We start from the raw sequence: 16,922 nt of genomic DNA, 5'->3' as shown, positions 1-16,922 counted from the left end.
TTCGTCAGGCGGGGCTTTTTCATGGACGAATAGACTTGGCTGTACACATTCCCTGTGGGAGCGAGCTTGCTCGCGATGGCGGCAGGTCAGTCGCCCTAGGTGTTGACTGATCCACCGCTATCGCGAGCAAGCTCGCTCCCACAGGGGAATGGTGGTGTCCTTGGGATTGGATTACGGCTGAAGCTTCTGCGGCGTCTCCTGGCCCATGCAGCGCACCGCGCGTTTCTTCTCGTTGATCAGTACACCGGTCAAGCCTTTCTGCTCGGTGTCGAACAACACCAGCACACCGTCGATGCACTGGGCGACCTGGGGCGCCGGTTCCAGGGACACCTTGTAGTCCTCCCCCGGCACGGTCTTGAGCATGGTGAACTGGTTGAGCAGCAACGCGTCCTCGGGCTTGGCGAAGTGCAGGTAGCCGTAGTACCACAGCGCCGCGACGGTGCCGAGGATGCTGCAGATACCGGTGATGATCAGGGGGATGGCGTTACGTTCTTCGCTCATTGCGGGTTCTCTGGTGATTCAACGGGTGATTTCGGGTAGTTCGGAACCTCGCCCAGGCGACGCAGGCCGTCGAAGTGCCGGGGGTCGTCGAGGTAGCGCAACATCACGGTGCGCCAGGTCGGGTCGGCGAATGTCTGCACATGGCCGCCGCGCGTCAATTGCAGGACCCGCGGTGGCGGCGCAGCTTGATACAGGCGGATGCCATTGGAAAGAGGCACGATGGGATCGTCCAGGCTGTGGTAGATCAATTTCGGCACGCCATTCAATTGCGCCACGGAACTGATCGCGCTGTCACCGTCCGGCACCAGCCAGGACAACGGCACCTGGAACGGCCAGGTCAGCCACGACGTACTCAGGGCAAAACGCCCGACGTCGCGGTAGCTTGCGGGCACGCCATCGAGCACCAGGGCCTTGAGCTGCCGTTGGCGCTGGGGATGTTCGACCAGGTAATGCACCGCCAGCGCGCCGCCCAGGCTTTGGCCGAGCAACACCAGTGGCTTGCCCTGGACGTCGGGCGACTGGTCGAGCCATTGGAACGCGGCGTCGATGTCCTGGTAAATCGCCGGCAGGCTCGGCTCGCCTTCGGACACGCCGTAACCCCGGTAGTCGACCATCAACACCTGGTAACCCTGCTCCGGCAACCACCAGCTCCCGCCCAGGTGCCAGGCCAGGTTGCCGCCGTTGCCGTGCAAATGCAGCACCGTGCCCTTGACCTCCACGCCGGGTTTGACCGGCAGCCACCAGCCCCGGAGCTTGAGGCCGTCAGCGGTGGTCAGGGTGACGTCGCGGTACTCGAGCTTGGCCCGCTCCGGGGTAAACGGCAGGCCGCGCTCGGGGTAGAACAGCAGTGAGCTGCAACCGTTCAGGGCCAGCAACAGGCAGATGATGCCGAGGGTTCGCATCCGGTGAAGCCTCGCAAAAATCAGAAGTTATACACAGCCCCCTTGTGGGAGCGAGCTTGCTCGCGATAGCGGTAGATCAGTCAGAGCGGTGTTGACTGTCCTGTCGCTATCGCGAGCAAGCTCGCTCCCACAGGGGGTGGGTGTTGTGATTAAAGAATATTGGAATAATCCGCTTCGATCCGGTCCAGGCTCAGGTGGTTCAGGAAGTTGGAGAAACACATCCAGGCCGACAGGGCGTTCATGTCGCGGAACTGCTCGGGCAGGTATTTGGGCGGCACCACCAGGCCTTCGTCCACCAACTGGCGCAACGTGCGCATGTCCTCGAGGGTGGTCTTGCCGCAGAACAGCAGCGGCACCTGCTCCAGCTTGCCTTTGCGCACGGCCAGCTGAATGTAGTTGTAAACCATGATGAAGCCCTTGAGGTAGGACAAGTCTTTGGTGAATGGCAGCCCGGTCGGCACCGAGCCACGGAACACCCGACTGGCGTTGCCGTAGCTTTCGGCCATTTCAAAACCCTGCTCGCGAAAGAACTCGAAGACCTGCAGGAAATCGGCGCCCTCCTCGACCATATGAATGGCCCGGGTGCGGTTGGTCAGTTTGCGCAGGCGGCTCGGGTACGAGGCAAAGGTGATGATTTCCATCAGGATCGCCAGGCCTTCCTGGGTCACCGTGGACGAGGGCGGGCCCTTGGACAGGAAGGTGCAGATCGGCTGGTTCAGGCCGTTGAGGGTGGTGCCAACGTGCACCAGCCCTTCGTGGACCTCCAGCGCCCGCACATCGCGGTCGTTGAACATCGCATCGGTGCGGATCTTGATGTAGTCCGCACCCGCCGCCGCATCGGCCACAATCCCATCGGACTCGAACACCCGGATGGTTTCCTCGGCTTCACCGAACACCCGGTTGAGGCGATGTTGCAACAGGCTGACGGCGTCCTTGGCGGTGAGGATCTTCGGCTCATCCTTCAGGTCGCCGCGACCGTCGATATTGTTCAGGTAGTCGGACAGCATCAGGCCCAAGTCCGCCAGGGTCGGGTCGCCAGCATGAAAGGCGTCGGAAGCGGCGCCGTACAATTCCTGGGAAATCAGCCCGAAATCCTCGGTGCCGCGTGCTTCGAGCATGCGCACCACCATGCGATACTCCTTGCACATGCGACGCATGATCTGGCCAACCGGGTTGAACTGCCCCAATTGGCGGGTGATGTCACGCTCGATGTTCTGGAACTCCAGCTTCACCTTGCTGGAATCGAAGGACAGTGGCCGGTTGAGGTAATAGTCGCGATCCACCGCGGGCATTTCCTTGCCCTTGGCCTTGAGAAACCCCTTGCGGATGCTCTCGTCCCATTTCACCGCGTCGAGGATGCGAATCGGCGTTTGCGCCAGCACAATGCGATCGGACAAGGTGCGTATCGTCTGCTGGTAATCGTCCACCCGGAACTCCTGTGAAAAAACGTCCGCTTGTAGCAATTATTGGGATTGGGTCAGTCGCTGGTAACGCACGGCTTCCGAGAACACATCGGAATTGGCCGGGTCGTCGAGGTAGCTGAACACCGTGTTCATGTCGCTCTCCACCAACACGCCGTCGCCCTCTTCGCTCTGGTTCGGCTGGCCGCTGAGAATCTTCTGGCCGATGGCCTGGTTGATCTGCTCCAGGTCCAGGTTGTAGACCACCAGTTCCTGTTTATCGGTCAATTCGAAACCGGCGATCAGGAAATGCCCACCATAGCGGGCCGGCACCTTGGCCGACAGGTACCAGCGGCTGCCGTGACGGGAGACGGTCAGGGGAATGGCTTCGCGCTCATGGGGCCTGGTCCGGAAGTAGCTGATGGCCTGGTACCGGTGCTTGCCGACCTGCGTCAGCTCCAGGTTCAACGGTTCGCCCCAGGCATTGGTGCTGGTCCAGTGGCCGACCAGGCCCGGGGGTGCGGCTTCGCTGTCAGGCAACGGCGCCTTGAACGACACCAGGCAGCCACTGAGCAGCAGCAACGACACGGCCAGTACAACGGCACGCCAGGCTTTCATTTGAACTCCCTATGGCACATGTTGCCTTGCCCTGGTGGCGAGGGAGCTTGCTCCCGCTTGAGTGCGCAGCACTCACAAAAAGGGGCCGCTGCGCAGCCCAGCGGGAGCAAGCTCCCTCGCCACAAGGACGGTGGTGGCCCCCACAAAGGGACTACACCGACGCCAGTACCAGGTGCATGTAGCGGGTCAGGATGCCGAGCATATCTTCATCGGCTACCGGCTCGGCGCCATTGAGCAAGCCCTGATATTCCATCCGTCCGATAATCGCCGTCAACACTTTGGCATCCTGTTGCGGCTCGCGGGAGCCCAAAACCTGGAAAAACTGACACGTGCCATGCAGCAAAATCTGCTGGTGTGAACGCACCAACTCCGCCAGGCGCGGGTTGAGCAGGGCTTCCTGGCGAAAGGCCTGCTCGGCCATCAGGTATTCACGACGACTGTCCAGTTGATGCCGCACGTAGTCGGCGGTCATCCGGGCAATGTCGTCCGCCAGTTGCGAGCGCGATTGGGCGCTACCGTCACCATAGGCGACCATTTCCCGCAGCAGGCCTTCGTTGTTGGTCCACAGCTTGGCCATGAATGCCGCGCTGCGCTCCACGTACTGGGCGAAGGTGTCGGTGAGCAGGTCATCGATGTCCTTGAAATAGTACGTGGTGGCCGACAGCGGCACGCCCGCTTCAGCGGCCACCGCACGGTGCCGCACCGCGCGCACGCCATCGCGCACGACGATGCGCATGGCCGCATCGAGAATCTCCTGGCGACGCTGCTCACTGCCCTGTCGGCTGGCCTTGCGGCCCTGGTACTGAACACTTTCAGCGACAGCCGTGGCGACGCCCGCTGCACCTTCTGAAGCCATTGCACGATTCACGACAGGTCTTCCTCGCTCTTTGAAAAAGTAACCGATTGATACGTTTGTACCAGACAGGCAATAAAAAGCCGCCCTTCCAGGCGGCTTTTTAGTTGAAGCACTTACGCTTGAGGCCGCATGTGCGGGAAGAGAATCACATCCCGGATCGACGGTGAGTTGGTCAACAACATCACCAGGCGATCGATGCCGATGCCTTCGCCGGCGGTCGGCGGCATGCCGTACTCCAGGGCGCGCACGAAGTCGGCATCGTAGTGCATGGCTTCGTCGTCGCCGGCGTCCTTGTCGGCCACCTGGGCCATGAAACGCTCGGCCTGGTCTTCGGCATCGTTGAGCTCGGAGTAGGCGTTGGCGATTTCACGACCACCGATGAACAGCTCGAAACGGTCGGTCACGCTTGGGTTCTCGTCGTTGCGACGGGCCAGTGGCGACACTTCGAACGGGTACTGGGTGATGAAGTGCGGCTGTTCCAGCTTGTGCTCGACCAGTTCTTCGAAAATCATCACTTGCAGCTTGCCCAGGCCTTCGAAGCCGAGCACCTTGGCCCCGGCTTTCTTGGCGATGGCGCGGGCCTTGTCGATGTCCTGCAGGTCGGCGGCGGTGATCTCGGGGTTGTACTTGAGGATCGAGTCGAACACCGACAGGCGCACGAACGGCTCGCCGAAGTGGAACACCTTGTCGCCGTACGGCACGTCGGTGCTGCCCAGGACCAGCTGCGCCAGCTCGCGGAACAGTTCTTCGGTCAGGTCCATGTTGTCTTCGTAGTCGGCGTAGGCCTGGTAGAACTCGAGCATGGTGAACTCGGGGTTGTGCCGGGTCGAAACGCCTTCGTTACGGAAGTTGCGGTTGATCTCGAAGACTTTCTCGAAGCCACCGACCACCAGCCGCTTGAGGTACAGCTCCGGCGCGATGCGCAGGAACATTTCCATGTCCAGGGCATTGTGGTGGGTTTCGAACGGCTTGGCCGCCGCACCGCCAGGGATGGTCTGCAGCATCGGCGTCTCGACTTCCAGGAAGTCACGCTTCATCAGGAAGCTGCGGATGTGGGCGATGACTTGCGAGCGCACGCGGAACGTCTGGCGCACGTCTTCGTTGACGATCAGGTCGACGTAGCGCTGGCGATAGCGCTGCTCGGTGTCGGTCAGGCCGTGGTGCTTGTCCGGGAGCGGGCGCAGGGACTTGGTCAGCAGGCGCACGCTGGTCATCTCGACGTACAGGTCGCCCTTGCCGGAACGGGCCAGGGTGCCTTCGGCGGCAATGATGTCGCCCAGGTCCCAGGTCTTGACGGCCGCCAGGGTTTCTTCCGGCAGGGTCTTGCGGTTGACGTAGACCTGGATGCGCCCGGTCATGTCCTGGATCACCATGAACGAACCACGGTTGAGCATGATGCGACCGGCCACCTTGACTGGAATCGCCGCCTCGGCCAGCTCTTCCTTGGTCTTGTCCGCATACTGCTTCTGCAAGACGTCGCAGTAGGCGTCGCGGCGGAAGTCGTTGGGGAAGGCCTGGCCCTTGGCGCGCTCGGCAGCAAGCTTTTCCTTGCGCAGGGCGATCAGGGAGTTTTCTTCCTGTTGCAGGGCTTGCGGGTCGAGTTCTAGGTCGCTCATGTCTTTAAGGATTCCATCACAGGTTCGTTGCCCCCGGCCCGGGCCGGAGTTTGCGGGCGAGACGCGCTTGTTGGTGAAAGCGTGCCCGCCCGCCGCATGGGTGTCGCGTTACAGCCCTTGTTTGAGGCTGGCGATCAGGTATTCATCGATATCGCCGTCGAGCACCTTGTCGCAATCGCTGCGTTCGATGCTGGTGCGCAGGTCCTTGATCCGCGAGGCGTCGAGCACGTACGAACGGATCTGGTGACCCCAGCCGATGTCCGACTTGGTGTCTTCCAGCGCCTGGGACGCCGCGTTGCGCTTCTGCACTTCCTGCTCGTACAGGCGGGCCCGCAGCATCTTCATCGCGGTGTCTTTGTTGGCGTGCTGGGAGCGCTCGTTCTGGCAGCTGACCACGGTGTTGGTCGGTACGTGGGTAATCCGTACCGCCGAGTCGGTGGTGTTGACGTGCTGACCACCGGCACCGGAGGAACGGTAGGTGTCGATGCGCAGGTCCGCCGGGTTGATCTCGATCTCGATGTTGTCGTCGATTTCCGGCGAGACGAACACGGCCGAGAACGAGGTGTGGCGACGGTTGCCGGAGTCGAACGGGCTCTTGCGCACCAGGCGGTGCACGCCGATCTCGGTCCGCAGCCAGCCAAAGGCGTATTCGCCCTTGATGTGCACGGTGGCGCCCTTGATCCCGGCGACTTCACCGGCCGACAGCTCCATGATGGTGGCGTCGAAACCGCGCTTGTCAGCCCAGCGCAGGTACATGCGCAGCAGGATGTTGGCCCAGTCCTGGGCCTCGGTGCCGCCGGAGCCGGCCTGGATGTCCAGGTAGGCGTTGTTCATGTCCATCTCGCCGCTGAACATGCGACGGAATTCCAGCTTGGCGAGGTTCTCGTCGAGGCGTGTCAACTCGGCGACGACATCGCCGACCGCGCCTTCATCGTTCTCTTCGACAGCCATGTCCAGCAGGTCGCGGCAATCGGCCAGGCCGCTGGACAACTCGTCCAGGGTCTCGACGATCTGCGCCAGCGCAGAACGCTCGCGGCCCAGCTCCTGGGCGTACGAAGGGTTGTTCCAGACATTCGGATCTTCAAGCTCGCGATTGACTTCGGTCAGGCGCTCATGCTTTTGATCGTAGTCAAAGATACCCCCGAATAGTTTCGGAGCGCTCGGACAGGTCCTTGATGGTGTTAAGGATCGGGTTGATTTCCATGGCGGGCAGCACTCGTTGGCGAACTTTTGAAAGCCGGCGAGTATAACGTAATCAAGCGCCAGCGGCAGCCCGCCTGGCGGCTTTAGGGGCATGAAACTCAGGGATAGGGCTCAACACCGGCTCCGTGGCGAGGGAGCTTGCTCCCGCTGGGTTGCGCAGCGACCCTGAAACCAGGCGGCTCGGTGTGTCAGATGGGTTGAGTCGCCCATTTTTGGGGCTGCTGCGCAGCCCAGCGGGAGCAAGCTCCCTCGCCACAAAGGTGCCCAAGCCAACCCAGGGGTGATCTATTCAACCCCCACCCGATTACGCCCATTGTGCTTGGCCAGGTACAACCCCTTGTCCGCCGCCGAAATCAGTTGCCGACAATCGCCACCTTGCTGCGGCGTGACGGTCGAGACGCCAATGCTGACGGTCAGGTTCTCGCCGCCGTCGGGGGTGGTGTGGGGGATTTTCAGGGCGACGACGCTCTGGCGCAGTTTCTCGGCCATCAGCCGGGCGCCGCCTGGCGAAGTGCCGGGCAGCACCAGGGCGAACTCCTCACCGCCGTAGCGGGCCGGCAAGTCCGAGGGACGGCTGCACGCCTCGCGGATCGCCGTGGCGACCTTGCGCAGGGCTTCGTCGCCCTCCAGGTGACCGAAGTTGTCGTTGTAGGCCTTGAAGTAGTCCACGTCGATCATCAGCAGCGATAGCTGGCTCTGGTCGCGCATCGCCCTGCGCCATTCCAGCTCCAGGTACTCGTCGAAGTGCCGGCGATTGGACAGCCCGGTCAGGCCATCGGAGTTCATCAATCGTTGCAGCACCAGATTGGTATCGAGCAGTTGCTGCTGGCTGACCCGCAGGGCGCGATAAGCCGCGTCGCGCTGCAACAGCATCATGTAGGAACGCGAGTGATAGCGGATGCGCGCCACCAGTTCGATGTTGTCCGGCAACTTGACCAGGTAGTCGTTGGCCCCGGCGGCGAACGCCGCGCTCTTGACCAGCGGGTCCTCCTTGGTGGACAGGACAATGATCGGGATATCGCGAGTGGCGGGATGGTTACGGTACTCGCGCACCAGGCTCAGGCCGTCGAGGCCGGGCATTACCAAGTCCTGAAGAATGACAGTCGGCTTGATGCGAACGGCCTGGGCAACGGCCTGGTGGGGATCGGAGCAGAAATGGAAGTCGATGTTTTCTTCATTCGACAGCCCGCGCCGCACCGCTTCGCCGATCATCGCCTGGTCGTCGACGAGCAAGACCATGGCGGCGTTCTCATCGCGCTTGAAATCGTCGAGCTGCAGATCATTCATGGTGGCTTACCTGGGTACGGCCTGGGTCAAGGCTCGCGGGGTTCTTCATGGGGTCACAATCTCCAACAGCCGTGGCGCGATGGCGTCCAGGGCAAGAATATGGACGGCGGCGTCGATGGCGGCCGCTGCTTTGGGCATGCCGTACACCGCGCTGCTGCGCTGGTCCTGGGCGATGGTTACATAGCCCTGCTGACGCATGAGTTTAAGCCCTTGCGCACCGTCGCGGCCCATGCCGGTGAGCAATACGCCCACCGCGTCACCGCTCCAGTACTGGGCGACACTTTCAAAAAACACGTCGATGGAAGGCCGGTAGATCTCGTTCACCGGCTCGGCGGTGTAAGCCAGGGTGCCGTTCTTCAGCAAACGCAGATGATGGTTGGTCCCGGCCAGCAACACCGTGCCACTTTGCGGTGTTTCGCCGTGCCGGGCCAGGCGCACCGTGTGGCCCGACACACTGCCCAGCCACTCGGCCATGCCCGCGGCGAACACCTCGTCCACATGCTGGATCAGCACGATGGCCGGGGCAAAGTCCCGCGGCAGGGCCTTGAGCAGCACTTCCAGCGCCGCCGGCCCGCCCGCCGATGACCCGATGGCCACCAGGCTCTTGCGCGACACCGCCGCGCGCTGCGCCGCCGGCGCGGGTCGTTCACGCTTGTTGCGTTCACCGATCAGCCAGCCGATGTTGGTGATCTTGCGCAGCAGCGGTGCCGCGGCGTCCGCCGGATTTCCAACCCCAAGGGCCGGGGTATCGACCACATCCAGCGCGCCATGGCCCATGGCCTCGAACACCCGGTGAACGTTCTGCTGGCTGTCCCCGGTGACAATCACGATCGCGCAGGGGCTGTCGGCCATGATCCGCCGGGTGGCCTCCACGCCATCCATGATCGGCATGAGCAGGTCCATCAGGATCAGGTCCGGGGTGTATTCGGCGCAACGCTGCACCGCCTCGGCGCCGTTGGCGGCCACCCAGACCAGTTGATGCGCCGGCTCGAACGCCAGGGCGCGGCGCAAGGCCTCGACCGCCAGGGGCATGTCGTTGACGATGGCGATCTTCAAGCGCGGGCCCCTCCGATCAATTCGACCACGGCGTCGAGCAGGGCGTCGTCGTGGAAACTCGCCTTGGCCAGATAATAGTCGGCACCGGCGTCGAGGCCACGGCGGCGATCTTCTTCGCGGTCCTTGTAGGACACCACCATCACCGGCAGCGATTGCAAGCGGTTGTCGCGCCGCAACAGCGACACCAGCTCGATGCCGTCCATGCGTGGCATGTCGATATCGGTGATCAACAAATCGAAATCCTCCGAGCGCAACGCATTCCAGCCATCCATGCCATCCACCGCCACCGCCACGTCATAGCCGCGCCCCCGCAGCAACTTGCGTTGCAGCTCGCGCACGGTCAGGGAATCGTCCACCACCAGGATCCGCTTGCGCGGGGCCTGGGCCTGGTTCTGCCGGGCGATGCGCTCCAGGCGCCCGGTATCGAGCAACTTGTCCACCGAACGCAGCAGGTCTTCGACATCGACAATCAACACCACCGAGCCATCGTCAAGGAGGGCCCCGGCGGAAATGTCCTGGACCTTGCCCAGGCGTTCGTCCAGGGGCAGGACCACCAGGGTTCGCTCGCCGATGAACCGCTCCACCGCCACGCCGTAGATCGTCTCGCGCTCGCGGATCACCACGACCTTGAGGGTCTGGCTGCCGTTCTGCGTCGACGGGCGATTGAGCAACTGGCTGGCGGCGACCAAGCCGATATGTCGGCCTTCGTGCCAGAAATGCTGACGCCCCTCGACCTGGACGATGTCTTCCGGCGCCAGGTCGCACATGCGCTCGATGTGGGCCAGGGGAAAGGCGTACGCTTCATTGCCGACTTCCACCACCAGACTGCGCACCACCGACAGCGTCAGCGGCACCTCGAGATGGAAACGACTGCCCTCGCCCGCCGTCTGCTCCAGTACCACCGCACCGCGCAACTGCCGGACCATGTGCTGGACGGCGTCCAGGCCGACACCGCGCCCGGACACTTCGGTGACTTTGTCGCGCAGGCTGAAACCGGGCAGGAACAGGAACGTCAGCAGTTCCTCTTCGCTCAGGCTGGCGGCGGTTGACTCAGGGGAAAGACCGCGCTCGACGATGCTGCGGCGCACCCGTTCCAGGTCCACCCCGGCACCGTCGTCCGCCAACTCCAGGACCAGCAGGCCGGCCTGATGGGAGGCGCGCAGGCGGATCAGGCCTTCGGCGGGCTTGCCGGCCAGTATCCGTTGTTCCGGGGTTTCGATGCCGTGGTCCACGGCGTTACGCAGCAAGTGGGTCAGTGGCGCTTCGAGCTTTTCCAGCACATCGCGGTCGACCTGGGTTTTCTCGCCTTCGATCTCCAGGCGCACCTGTTTGCCCAGGCTGCGGCCCAGATCACGGACCATACGCACCTGCCCCGAAAGCACATCGGCGAACGGCCGCATGCGACAGGCCAGCGCCGTGTCGTACAGCACCTGCGCCCGTTGACTGGCCTGCCAGGCGAACTCATCCAGCTCGGCGGTTTTCTGCGCCAGCAACTGCTGGGTCTCGGCGAGCAAGCGACGGGCATCGCCAAGGGCTTCCTGGGCCTGCAGGCTCAGGGCGTGATCCTTGAGGTGCACGTTCAGTTCTTCAATGGCGCGCAAGCCAGTGCCTTGCTGGCGCTTGAGCCGTTGCATCGTCGCCAGCCAGGGCTTGAGGCGCTGGGTCTCCACCAAGGACTTGCTCGACAGGTCGAGCAAGCTGTTGAGGCGTTCGGCCGTGACTCGCAAGACCCGCTCGCCGCCTTCGGTGACCCGTTTATTCTTCGGAGCCGGCTCCGGTGCCGCGAACGGTTCCAGAACCGGTAACTCGGCACTCACGGGCTCGACAGGTACCTCGACGCTTGTCGGCGCCGGCGCCGCCAGTGGCGCCGCGTTGGGATCGAGCAGACGCCCCATCAACGCCACATAGGCGTCGATGTCCGGGGCGCCGACATTGTTGCCAGGAGTGGCAATGCGCGTCAGCAGGTCGGTGCCTTGCAGCAAGGCGTCGATGTGCTTGGCGTCCAGCACCAGGCGCCGCTCCTGGGCGCTGACCAGGCAATCCTCCATCACGTGGGCCACACTGACGCCGGCGTCCACCCCGACGATGCGCGCCGCGCCCTTGAGGGAGTGTGCCGCACGCATGCACGACTCAAGGTATTCGGCCTGAGTCGGATCACGCTCCAGGGCCAACAAGCCGGTGCTCAGCACCTGGACCTGGGCTTCGGCTTCCAGGCTGAACAGTTCCAGCAGCGAGGCGTCGCGCATCTGGTCAGGGGTCATGACAGGCTCCGGGCCACGGCGGACAACAACTGTTCTTCATCCAGCCAGCGCAGGCTGCGGCCGTTGTAGGGCAGCACGCCACGGGTGTACTTGCCCGCCGATGGCGACGCACTCGCCAGAATGCGTTCATCGATGGCGTGGATGCCATCCACCTCGTCCACCGGCACCACCACCGGCCCGCCCTTGGCCGCGACAATCAACATGCGCGGCATGACCCGCGTACCGGCAACCGCCGCCGCGCCGGGTTCCAGGTCCAACAGTTCCACCAGCGACAGGCAGGCCACCAGTGCCCCGCGCACATTCGCCACGCCCAGCAAGGCCCGCGAGCGTTGGTGGGGCAATGAGTGGATCGGCTGCAACGGTGCCACTTCCACCAGGCTGCGCGTGGTCAAGCCCAGCCATTCCTCGCCGAGGCGGAACATCAGCAGCGAGCGCGTGACCACATCGTCGTCCACCGGGGCCAGGGACAAGTCCCGTTGATCCTGCGGCAAGGTGTAACGATCGAGCAGCCGGGTGGCGGCCGCCGAATACACCGAGCAATTGCGACAATGGATATGCTCGGCCAACAGTGGACAGGATTTATCGCCATGCACCCCGATGCGGTTCCAGCAATCATCGATTGCCTGGGCATCGTCATGGGTGAGGTTGTAAGAAACCGAACCGCTCATCGTTTTTGCTCACTGTCTGCCGTGCGCCCGCTGCGGGCGGCGCGTTCCTGCAATCGACGGGCTCCGGCCGCGTCTCCCTGGGAAGCCAGCAGCGCCGCCAGATGCACCAGGGCCTCGGCGTGTTGCGGTTCAAGATAAAGCGCCTTGCGATAAAACCCCTGGGCTTCAAGCGCGCTGCCGGCCATGTCGCTAAGCAGGCCCAACCAATAGAACACCTGGGCGTTCGGCGCGTGGCTGCGCACATACTCTTCGCACGCCGCACGGGCCTCGGCGCTTTTGCCACCGTTGGCCAGGGCGGCGATACTGGCCAGCAAGGTCGCGGCGTCACTGCTCTTGGGTGGGGCAATCGGCGTGACGTTCGCGGCAAACGGCCGCGGCCGAATCACCGGCGGGACCACGCGGGGTGGCTGGCGAACCGGCAACGGCGGCGGGATCAAGGCCGGCAACGGTTGAGGCTCCGGAGCCCCGTGTCGACTGAAGGCGAACGATTGGGCAATCCCGATCGAGCGCATGCCCAGGCGTCCCAGCAAACTGCCCTCGGCGGGGCCGATAAACAGCACGCCGTCCTGATGGGTCAGGCGCTTGAGCACTTCGAACACCTGCTGCTGGGTCGGCTGGTCGAAATAGATCAGCAGGTTGCGACAGAACACAAAGTCGTAGGGTGCCTCGTTCACCAGCAAGGCCGGATCCAGCAGGTTGCCCACTTGCAAACGCACCTGCTCGCGCACCCGTTCGCTGAGGCGGTACCCCTCGTCTGCGAGGTCGAAATGCCGTTCGCGAAAACCCAGTTCGGCGCCACGGAAGGAGTTTTTGCCGTAACGCGCGTCCTTGGCCCGCGCCACCGACAGCGGGCTGACGTCCAGGCCGTCCACCTTGAACTGATGGGGTGCCAAGCCCGCATCAAGCAAGGCCATGGCAATGGAATAAGGCTCTTCGCCGGTGGAGCACGGCAAGCTGAGGATGCGTAACGCACGCAGGTGCTTGATCTCGGCCAGGCGCTTGACGGCCAGCCTGGCGAGGGTCGCAAAGGATTCGGGATAGCGGAAGAACCAGGTCTCCGGGACGATCACCGCTTCGATCAGCGCCTGCTGCTCCGGGGCCGAATGCTGCAAGGCCTGCCAATACTCATCGGCGGTTCGCCCGGGCACGGCACTGATCCGTTGGCGCACGGCCCGCTCAATGATCGCGGTGCCGACGGAGGTCACATCGAGGCCGATGCGCTCCTTGAGGAAGTCGAAAAAACGCTGGTCGTTGCTCATGGCGTTGCCCCGAGGTCGTCGAGGTCCAGCGGCGACGCGGGAAACAGCAGCGCCCGAACGGATTCGTCGAGCAGGTCATTGACCCGCACCCATTGCAGCAACCCGTGGGCATCTTCGCGTACGGGGCCGAGATACGGCGCCTGTCGATTGTCCAGGCCATAGGGTTTGAAATCGACCGGATCACAGCGCACGGTGTCGGTGGCCTGTTCCAGGATCAGCCCCAGCACTTGCCCGGCTTGCCCGTCGCCTTGATAGCGCACCAGCACCAATCGTGTACTGGTCCGGGGTTCAGCGCTCTGACCGAAGGTCAGGGCGCACAGGTCGATCACCGGCACCACCGTACCGCGCCAGGCAAACACTCCCGCCACCCAGGACGGCGCCCGGGCGATCGGCTTGAGGGGCAGGCGCGGCAGCACTTCCACCACATCGATGGCTTGGAGGGCGTACCGTTCGTTGCCGATGCAGAACACCAGGAACAACGACTGGCGGGCCGTCGGTGCGGCGCCACGCCGGGTTTCGAGTTCGCCCATCAGACTTTGAAACGCGAGACGCCGCTGCGCAGCCCCACGGCGACCTGGCTCAGTTCGTCGATGGCGGAACTGGCCTGGCGCAGGGACTCCACGGTCTGGCTGCTGGCATCGCCCAGTTGCACCAGGGCGTGGTTGATCTGCTCGGCGCCGGTGGCCTGGGCCTGCATGCCTTCGTTGACCATCAATACCCGCGGCGCCAGGGCCTGGACCTGATGGATGATCTGCGACAGTTGCTCGCCAACCTGCTGCACTTCGGCCATGCCCCGGCGCACTTCTTCGGAGAACTTGTCCATGCCCATCACACCGGCCGACACCGCGGACTGGATCTCGCGCACCATCTGCTCGATGTCATAGGTCGCCACGGCGGTCTGGTCGGCCAGGCGCCGCACTTCCGTGGCCACCACGGCGAAACCGCGCCCGTACTCACCGGCCTTCTCGGCCTCGATGGCCGCGTTGAGGGACAACAGGTTGGTCTGGTCGGCCACTTTGACGATGGTCACCACCACCTGGTTGATGTTGCCGGCCTTCTCGTTGAGGATTGCCAGCTTGGCGTTCACCAGGTCGGCGGCGCCCATCACCGAATGCATGGTTTCCTCCATGCGCGCCAGGCCCTGCTGGCCGGAGCCGGCCGCTACCGAGGCCTGGTCGGCGGCGGTGGAGACTTCGGTCATGGTGCGCACCAGGTCCCGGGAGGTGGCGGCGATTTCCCGGGAGGTCGCGCCGATCTCGGTGGTGGTGGCGGCGGTTTCGGTGGCCGTGGCCTGTTGCTGGCGCGAGGTGGCGGCGATCTCGGTGACCGAGGTGGTGACCTGCACCGAAGAGCGCTGGGCCTGGGACACCAGCGAGGTCAGTTCGGCCATCATGTCGTTGAAGCCGGTTTCCACGGCACCGAATTCGTCCTTGCGCGCCAGGTTCAGGCGCCCGCTCAGGTCACCGCTGCGCATGATCTCGAGAATCTCGACGATGCGGTTCATCGGCCCCATGATCGCTCGCATCAACAACACGCCACAGAGCACGGCGACGATCAGCGCGACCAGGAACGACAGGCCCATGGCGACCTTGGCCGCGGTCACCGCATCGCCAATGGTCTGGGTGGCGTTTTCCGCCAGCTCGCGATTGCGCTCGATGATCTGGTTCAAGTGCCCACGGCCTTCGAGCCATGCCGTCGTCAGCTCTGTGTTCAGTGCCAGTCGCGCCCCTTCGTAATCCTTGCGTTGATACAGGTCCAGGACCTTCGCCAGGGCCTTGTTGAAGTCCTGGTGGTTGACCTCGAACTCATCGAAAGAGACCTGATCGGCCGGGTCCTGGATCAGTTTCTGATAGTTCTGTATTTCTTCGCGCAGGTGCTGCTCGAAGCCCTGGTAGCGGGCCTTGTCCTCGGCGGTGATTTCCCGGTTTCCCGAAAGGCCGACGATTTGCTGGGTCAGGACATAGCTGTCGACCCAGCCACCACGGATCATCGAACTGAAATACACCCCTGGCACCGCATCGGTCCGGACCTTTTCTCCACTGTCCTGGATCTTCAACAACCGTGAATACGAGACAATCACCATCAGCAGCATAATGGCGATGATCACCGCAAAACTCGCCAGGATGCGTTGGCGCAATGTCCAATTCTTCACAGTAAAACCTCGGGCATTTGAAATGCTGGGGAGTATAGCCGAGGGCGGCGTGGCGTCTGTATGGCGGCGTGGGGGGATTTTGACCAATCCAAGGCTCGCCACCCGCTACTGAAGAATGGAATGCGTCCCTGTGGGAGCGAGCTGGCTCGCGATAGCGGTGTATCAGTCAAAAATACTGTGACTGACAGGGACCCATCGCGAGCAAGCTCGCTCCCACAGGGAATAGCGTTGGACACAAGACTACCAAACACCACAAAACCACTGTGGGAGCGGGCTTGCTCGCGAAAGCGGTGCATCAGTCGACATTTCCATTGACTGACACACCGCCTTCGCGAGCAAGCCCGCTCCCACAGGGGATAGCGATGGGGACTTCTATACAGTCGCCTGACGTACCTGTTTTTCCAGTTCCACCTTCAACCCTGGCTCCAGCTTGAGTTGGCGCGCCAGTTCGTCGAGGTAGGACTTTTCCATGAAGTTTTCCTCGTCCACCAGCATCACGCTGGCGATGTACATTTCCGCGGCTATTTCCGGGGTGCTGGCGGCGCGAGCGACGTCGGTGGGGTCCAGGGGTTTGTTCAGTTCGGCGTGCAGCCAGTGTTGCAGCTCCTGGTCGTTGTCGAGCTTGGTGAACTCGCCTTCGATCAATTGCCGCTCGCGCTCGTCCACATGACCGTCGGCCTTGGCCGCCGCCACCAGCGCCTTGAGGATCGCCTGGCTATGCTGCTCGACCTGCGCCGGGGGCACGCGGTCGAGGGTCTGCGGTTCGGTTTTCGGCGCGTTGCCCTGCTGGGCCTGCCAGTTGCCGTAGGCTTTGTAGGCGATCACGCCCAAGGCAGCCAGGCCCCCGTAGGCCAGGGCCTTGCCGCCGAAGTTGCGGGCTTTCTTGTTGCCCAGCAACAGGCCCATGGCCCCAGCGGCCAGCGCCCCGCCGCCCGCGCCGGAAAGCATCCCGCCCAGGTTGCCGGAGCCACCGAGCAATCCGCCCAGGCCGCCGGACGGCTTGCCCTGTGAGCCGCCAGCCTTGTTCTGCAACATTTCCTGGCCGGACTTGAGAAGCTGATCGAGCAATCCACGGGTGTTCATTTGTTGCCTCCACATTGTCGGGTCAACGTAAGGCCCCCAGCCTAGATCGAAAGTGCCCCG

General features: G+C 63.4%; 15 protein-coding genes. All 15 read right to left on the bottom strand.

Features of this window, described 5'->3' with window-relative positions:
• Positions 1–171: 171 nt before the first annotated feature.
• The 15 genes from AC515T_RS05295 to AC515T_RS05225 all read right to left on the bottom strand — a co-directional run bounded on the left by AC515T_RS05295 (position 172) and on the right by AC515T_RS05225 (position 16,862).
• Positions 172–501, bottom strand: a complete 330-nt coding sequence (locus AC515T_RS05295) for a PA3694 family proteiin (protein ID WP_496531687.1) — start codon at positions 499–501, stop codon at positions 172–174.
• Entirely contained in the window at positions 498–1,403 is a 906-nt protein-coding gene (locus AC515T_RS05290; RefSeq protein WP_496531686.1) for an alpha/beta hydrolase, read from the bottom strand. The genes AC515T_RS05295 and AC515T_RS05290 overlap by 4 nt, the downstream gene beginning before the upstream one ends.
• A gap of 149 nt (positions 1,404–1,552) precedes the next feature.
• Entirely contained in the window at positions 1,553–2,830 is a 1,278-nt protein-coding gene (locus AC515T_RS05285; protein WP_496531685.1) for a flavohemoglobin expression-modulating QEGLA motif protein, read from the bottom strand.
• A 36-nt stretch (positions 2,831–2,866) separates the two neighbouring features.
• Positions 2,867–3,421 (bottom strand): hypothetical protein, encoded by a 555-nt coding sequence (locus AC515T_RS05280; RefSeq protein WP_496531684.1) that lies wholly within the window; start codon positions 3,419–3,421, stop codon positions 2,867–2,869.
• Positions 3,422–3,572: 151 nt separating this feature from the next.
• A complete protein-coding gene (locus AC515T_RS05275) occupies positions 3,573–4,289 on the bottom strand; it encodes a TetR/AcrR family transcriptional regulator (protein ID WP_496531683.1) in 717 nt (238 codons plus the stop codon).
• Between the two features lie 101 nt (positions 4,290–4,390).
• A complete protein-coding gene (lysS, locus tag AC515T_RS05270) occupies positions 4,391–5,893 on the bottom strand; it encodes a lysine--tRNA ligase (protein ID WP_496531682.1) in 1,503 nt (500 codons plus the stop codon).
• A gap of 108 nt (positions 5,894–6,001) precedes the next feature.
• Positions 6,002–7,097, bottom strand: a protein-coding gene (prfB, locus tag AC515T_RS05265; protein WP_095963568.1) for a peptide chain release factor 2 whose coding sequence is annotated in 2 segments (ribosomal slippage) — positions 6,002–7,024 and positions 7,026–7,097 — 1,095 coding nt in all. Because the reading frame shifts where the segments join, the coding sequence is not laid out codon by codon here.
• Between the two features lie 284 nt (positions 7,098–7,381).
• Positions 7,382–8,383 carry a diguanylate cyclase domain-containing protein gene (locus tag AC515T_RS05260; RefSeq protein WP_496531681.1) on the bottom strand — a complete coding sequence of 334 codons (1,002 nt, stop codon included), beginning with the start codon at positions 8,381–8,383 and terminating at the stop codon, positions 7,382–7,384.
• Between the two features lie 45 nt (positions 8,384–8,428).
• Positions 8,429–9,439, bottom strand: a complete 1,011-nt coding sequence (locus AC515T_RS05255) for a chemotaxis response regulator protein-glutamate methylesterase (RefSeq protein ID WP_496531680.1) — start codon at positions 9,437–9,439, stop codon at positions 8,429–8,431.
• On the bottom strand, positions 9,436–11,700 hold the full coding sequence (locus AC515T_RS05250) for a hybrid sensor histidine kinase/response regulator (RefSeq protein ID WP_496531679.1): 2,265 nt from the start codon (positions 11,698–11,700) through the stop codon (positions 9,436–9,438). Before AC515T_RS05250 ends, AC515T_RS05255 begins: the two co-directional genes overlap by 4 nt.
• Positions 11,697–12,368: a chemotaxis protein CheW gene (locus AC515T_RS05245; protein WP_496531678.1), complete on the bottom strand. Its 672-nt coding sequence runs from the start codon at positions 12,366–12,368 to the stop codon at positions 11,697–11,699. The genes AC515T_RS05250 and AC515T_RS05245 overlap by 4 nt, the downstream gene beginning before the upstream one ends.
• Positions 12,365–13,627 (bottom strand): CheR family methyltransferase, encoded by a 1,263-nt coding sequence (locus tag AC515T_RS05240; protein ID WP_496531677.1) that lies wholly within the window; start codon positions 13,625–13,627, stop codon positions 12,365–12,367. The genes AC515T_RS05245 and AC515T_RS05240 overlap by 4 nt, the downstream gene beginning before the upstream one ends.
• The gene (locus tag AC515T_RS05235) at positions 13,624–14,157 is read right to left on the bottom strand and encodes a chemotaxis protein CheW (protein WP_496531676.1); all 534 of its coding nucleotides are present in this window, start codon (positions 14,155–14,157) and stop codon (positions 13,624–13,626) included. The genes AC515T_RS05240 and AC515T_RS05235 overlap by 4 nt, the downstream gene beginning before the upstream one ends.
• Positions 14,157–15,779, bottom strand: a complete 1,623-nt coding sequence (locus AC515T_RS05230; protein ID WP_496531675.1) for a methyl-accepting chemotaxis protein — start codon at positions 15,777–15,779, stop codon at positions 14,157–14,159. The genes AC515T_RS05235 and AC515T_RS05230 overlap by 1 nt, the downstream gene beginning before the upstream one ends.
• Before the next feature lie 372 nt (positions 15,780–16,151).
• Complete coding sequence (locus tag AC515T_RS05225) at positions 16,152–16,862, bottom strand: tellurite resistance TerB family protein (RefSeq protein WP_496531674.1); 711 nt, start codon at positions 16,860–16,862, stop codon at positions 16,152–16,154.
• Positions 16,863–16,922: the final 60 nt, after the last annotated feature.

It is taken from the genome of Pseudomonas sp. FSO-7, assembly GCF_059579345.1.
The sequence above is the reverse complement of the archived record's forward strand: the minus strand, read 5'-3'. Positions and strand labels throughout refer to the sequence as shown.

Bases quoted from the DNA above. Each gene is read 5' to 3' on its own strand.
- AC515T_RS05295 (WP_496531687.1), bottom strand. From the start codon at position 501: ATGAGCGAAGAACGTAACGCCATCCCCCTGATCATCACCGGTATCTGC.
- AC515T_RS05290 (WP_496531686.1), bottom strand. From the start codon at position 1,403: ATGCGAACCCTCGGCATCATCTGCCTGTTGCTGGCCCTGAACGGTTGC.
- AC515T_RS05280 (WP_496531684.1), bottom strand. From the start codon at position 3,421: ATGAAAGCCTGGCGTGCCGTTGTACTGGCCGTGTCGTTGCTGCTGCTC.
- lysS (WP_496531682.1), bottom strand. From the start codon at position 5,893: ATGAGCGACCTAGAACTCGACCCGCAAGCCCTGCAACAGGAAGAAAAC.
- AC515T_RS05260 (WP_496531681.1), bottom strand. From the start codon at position 8,383: ATGAATGATCTGCAGCTCGACGATTTCAAGCGCGATGAGAACGCCGCC.
- AC515T_RS05250 (WP_496531679.1), bottom strand. From the start codon at position 11,700: ATGACCCCTGACCAGATGCGCGACGCCTCGCTGCTGGAACTGTTCAGC.
- AC515T_RS05245 (WP_496531678.1), bottom strand. From the start codon at position 12,368: ATGAGCGGTTCGGTTTCTTACAACCTCACCCATGACGATGCCCAGGCA.
- AC515T_RS05240 (WP_496531677.1), bottom strand. From the start codon at position 13,627: ATGAGCAACGACCAGCGTTTTTTCGACTTCCTCAAGGAGCGCATCGGC.
- AC515T_RS05235 (WP_496531676.1), bottom strand. From the start codon at position 14,157: ATGGGCGAACTCGAAACCCGGCGTGGCGCCGCACCGACGGCCCGCCAG.
- AC515T_RS05225 (WP_496531674.1), bottom strand. From the start codon at position 16,862: ATGAACACCCGTGGATTGCTCGATCAGCTTCTCAAGTCCGGCCAGGAA.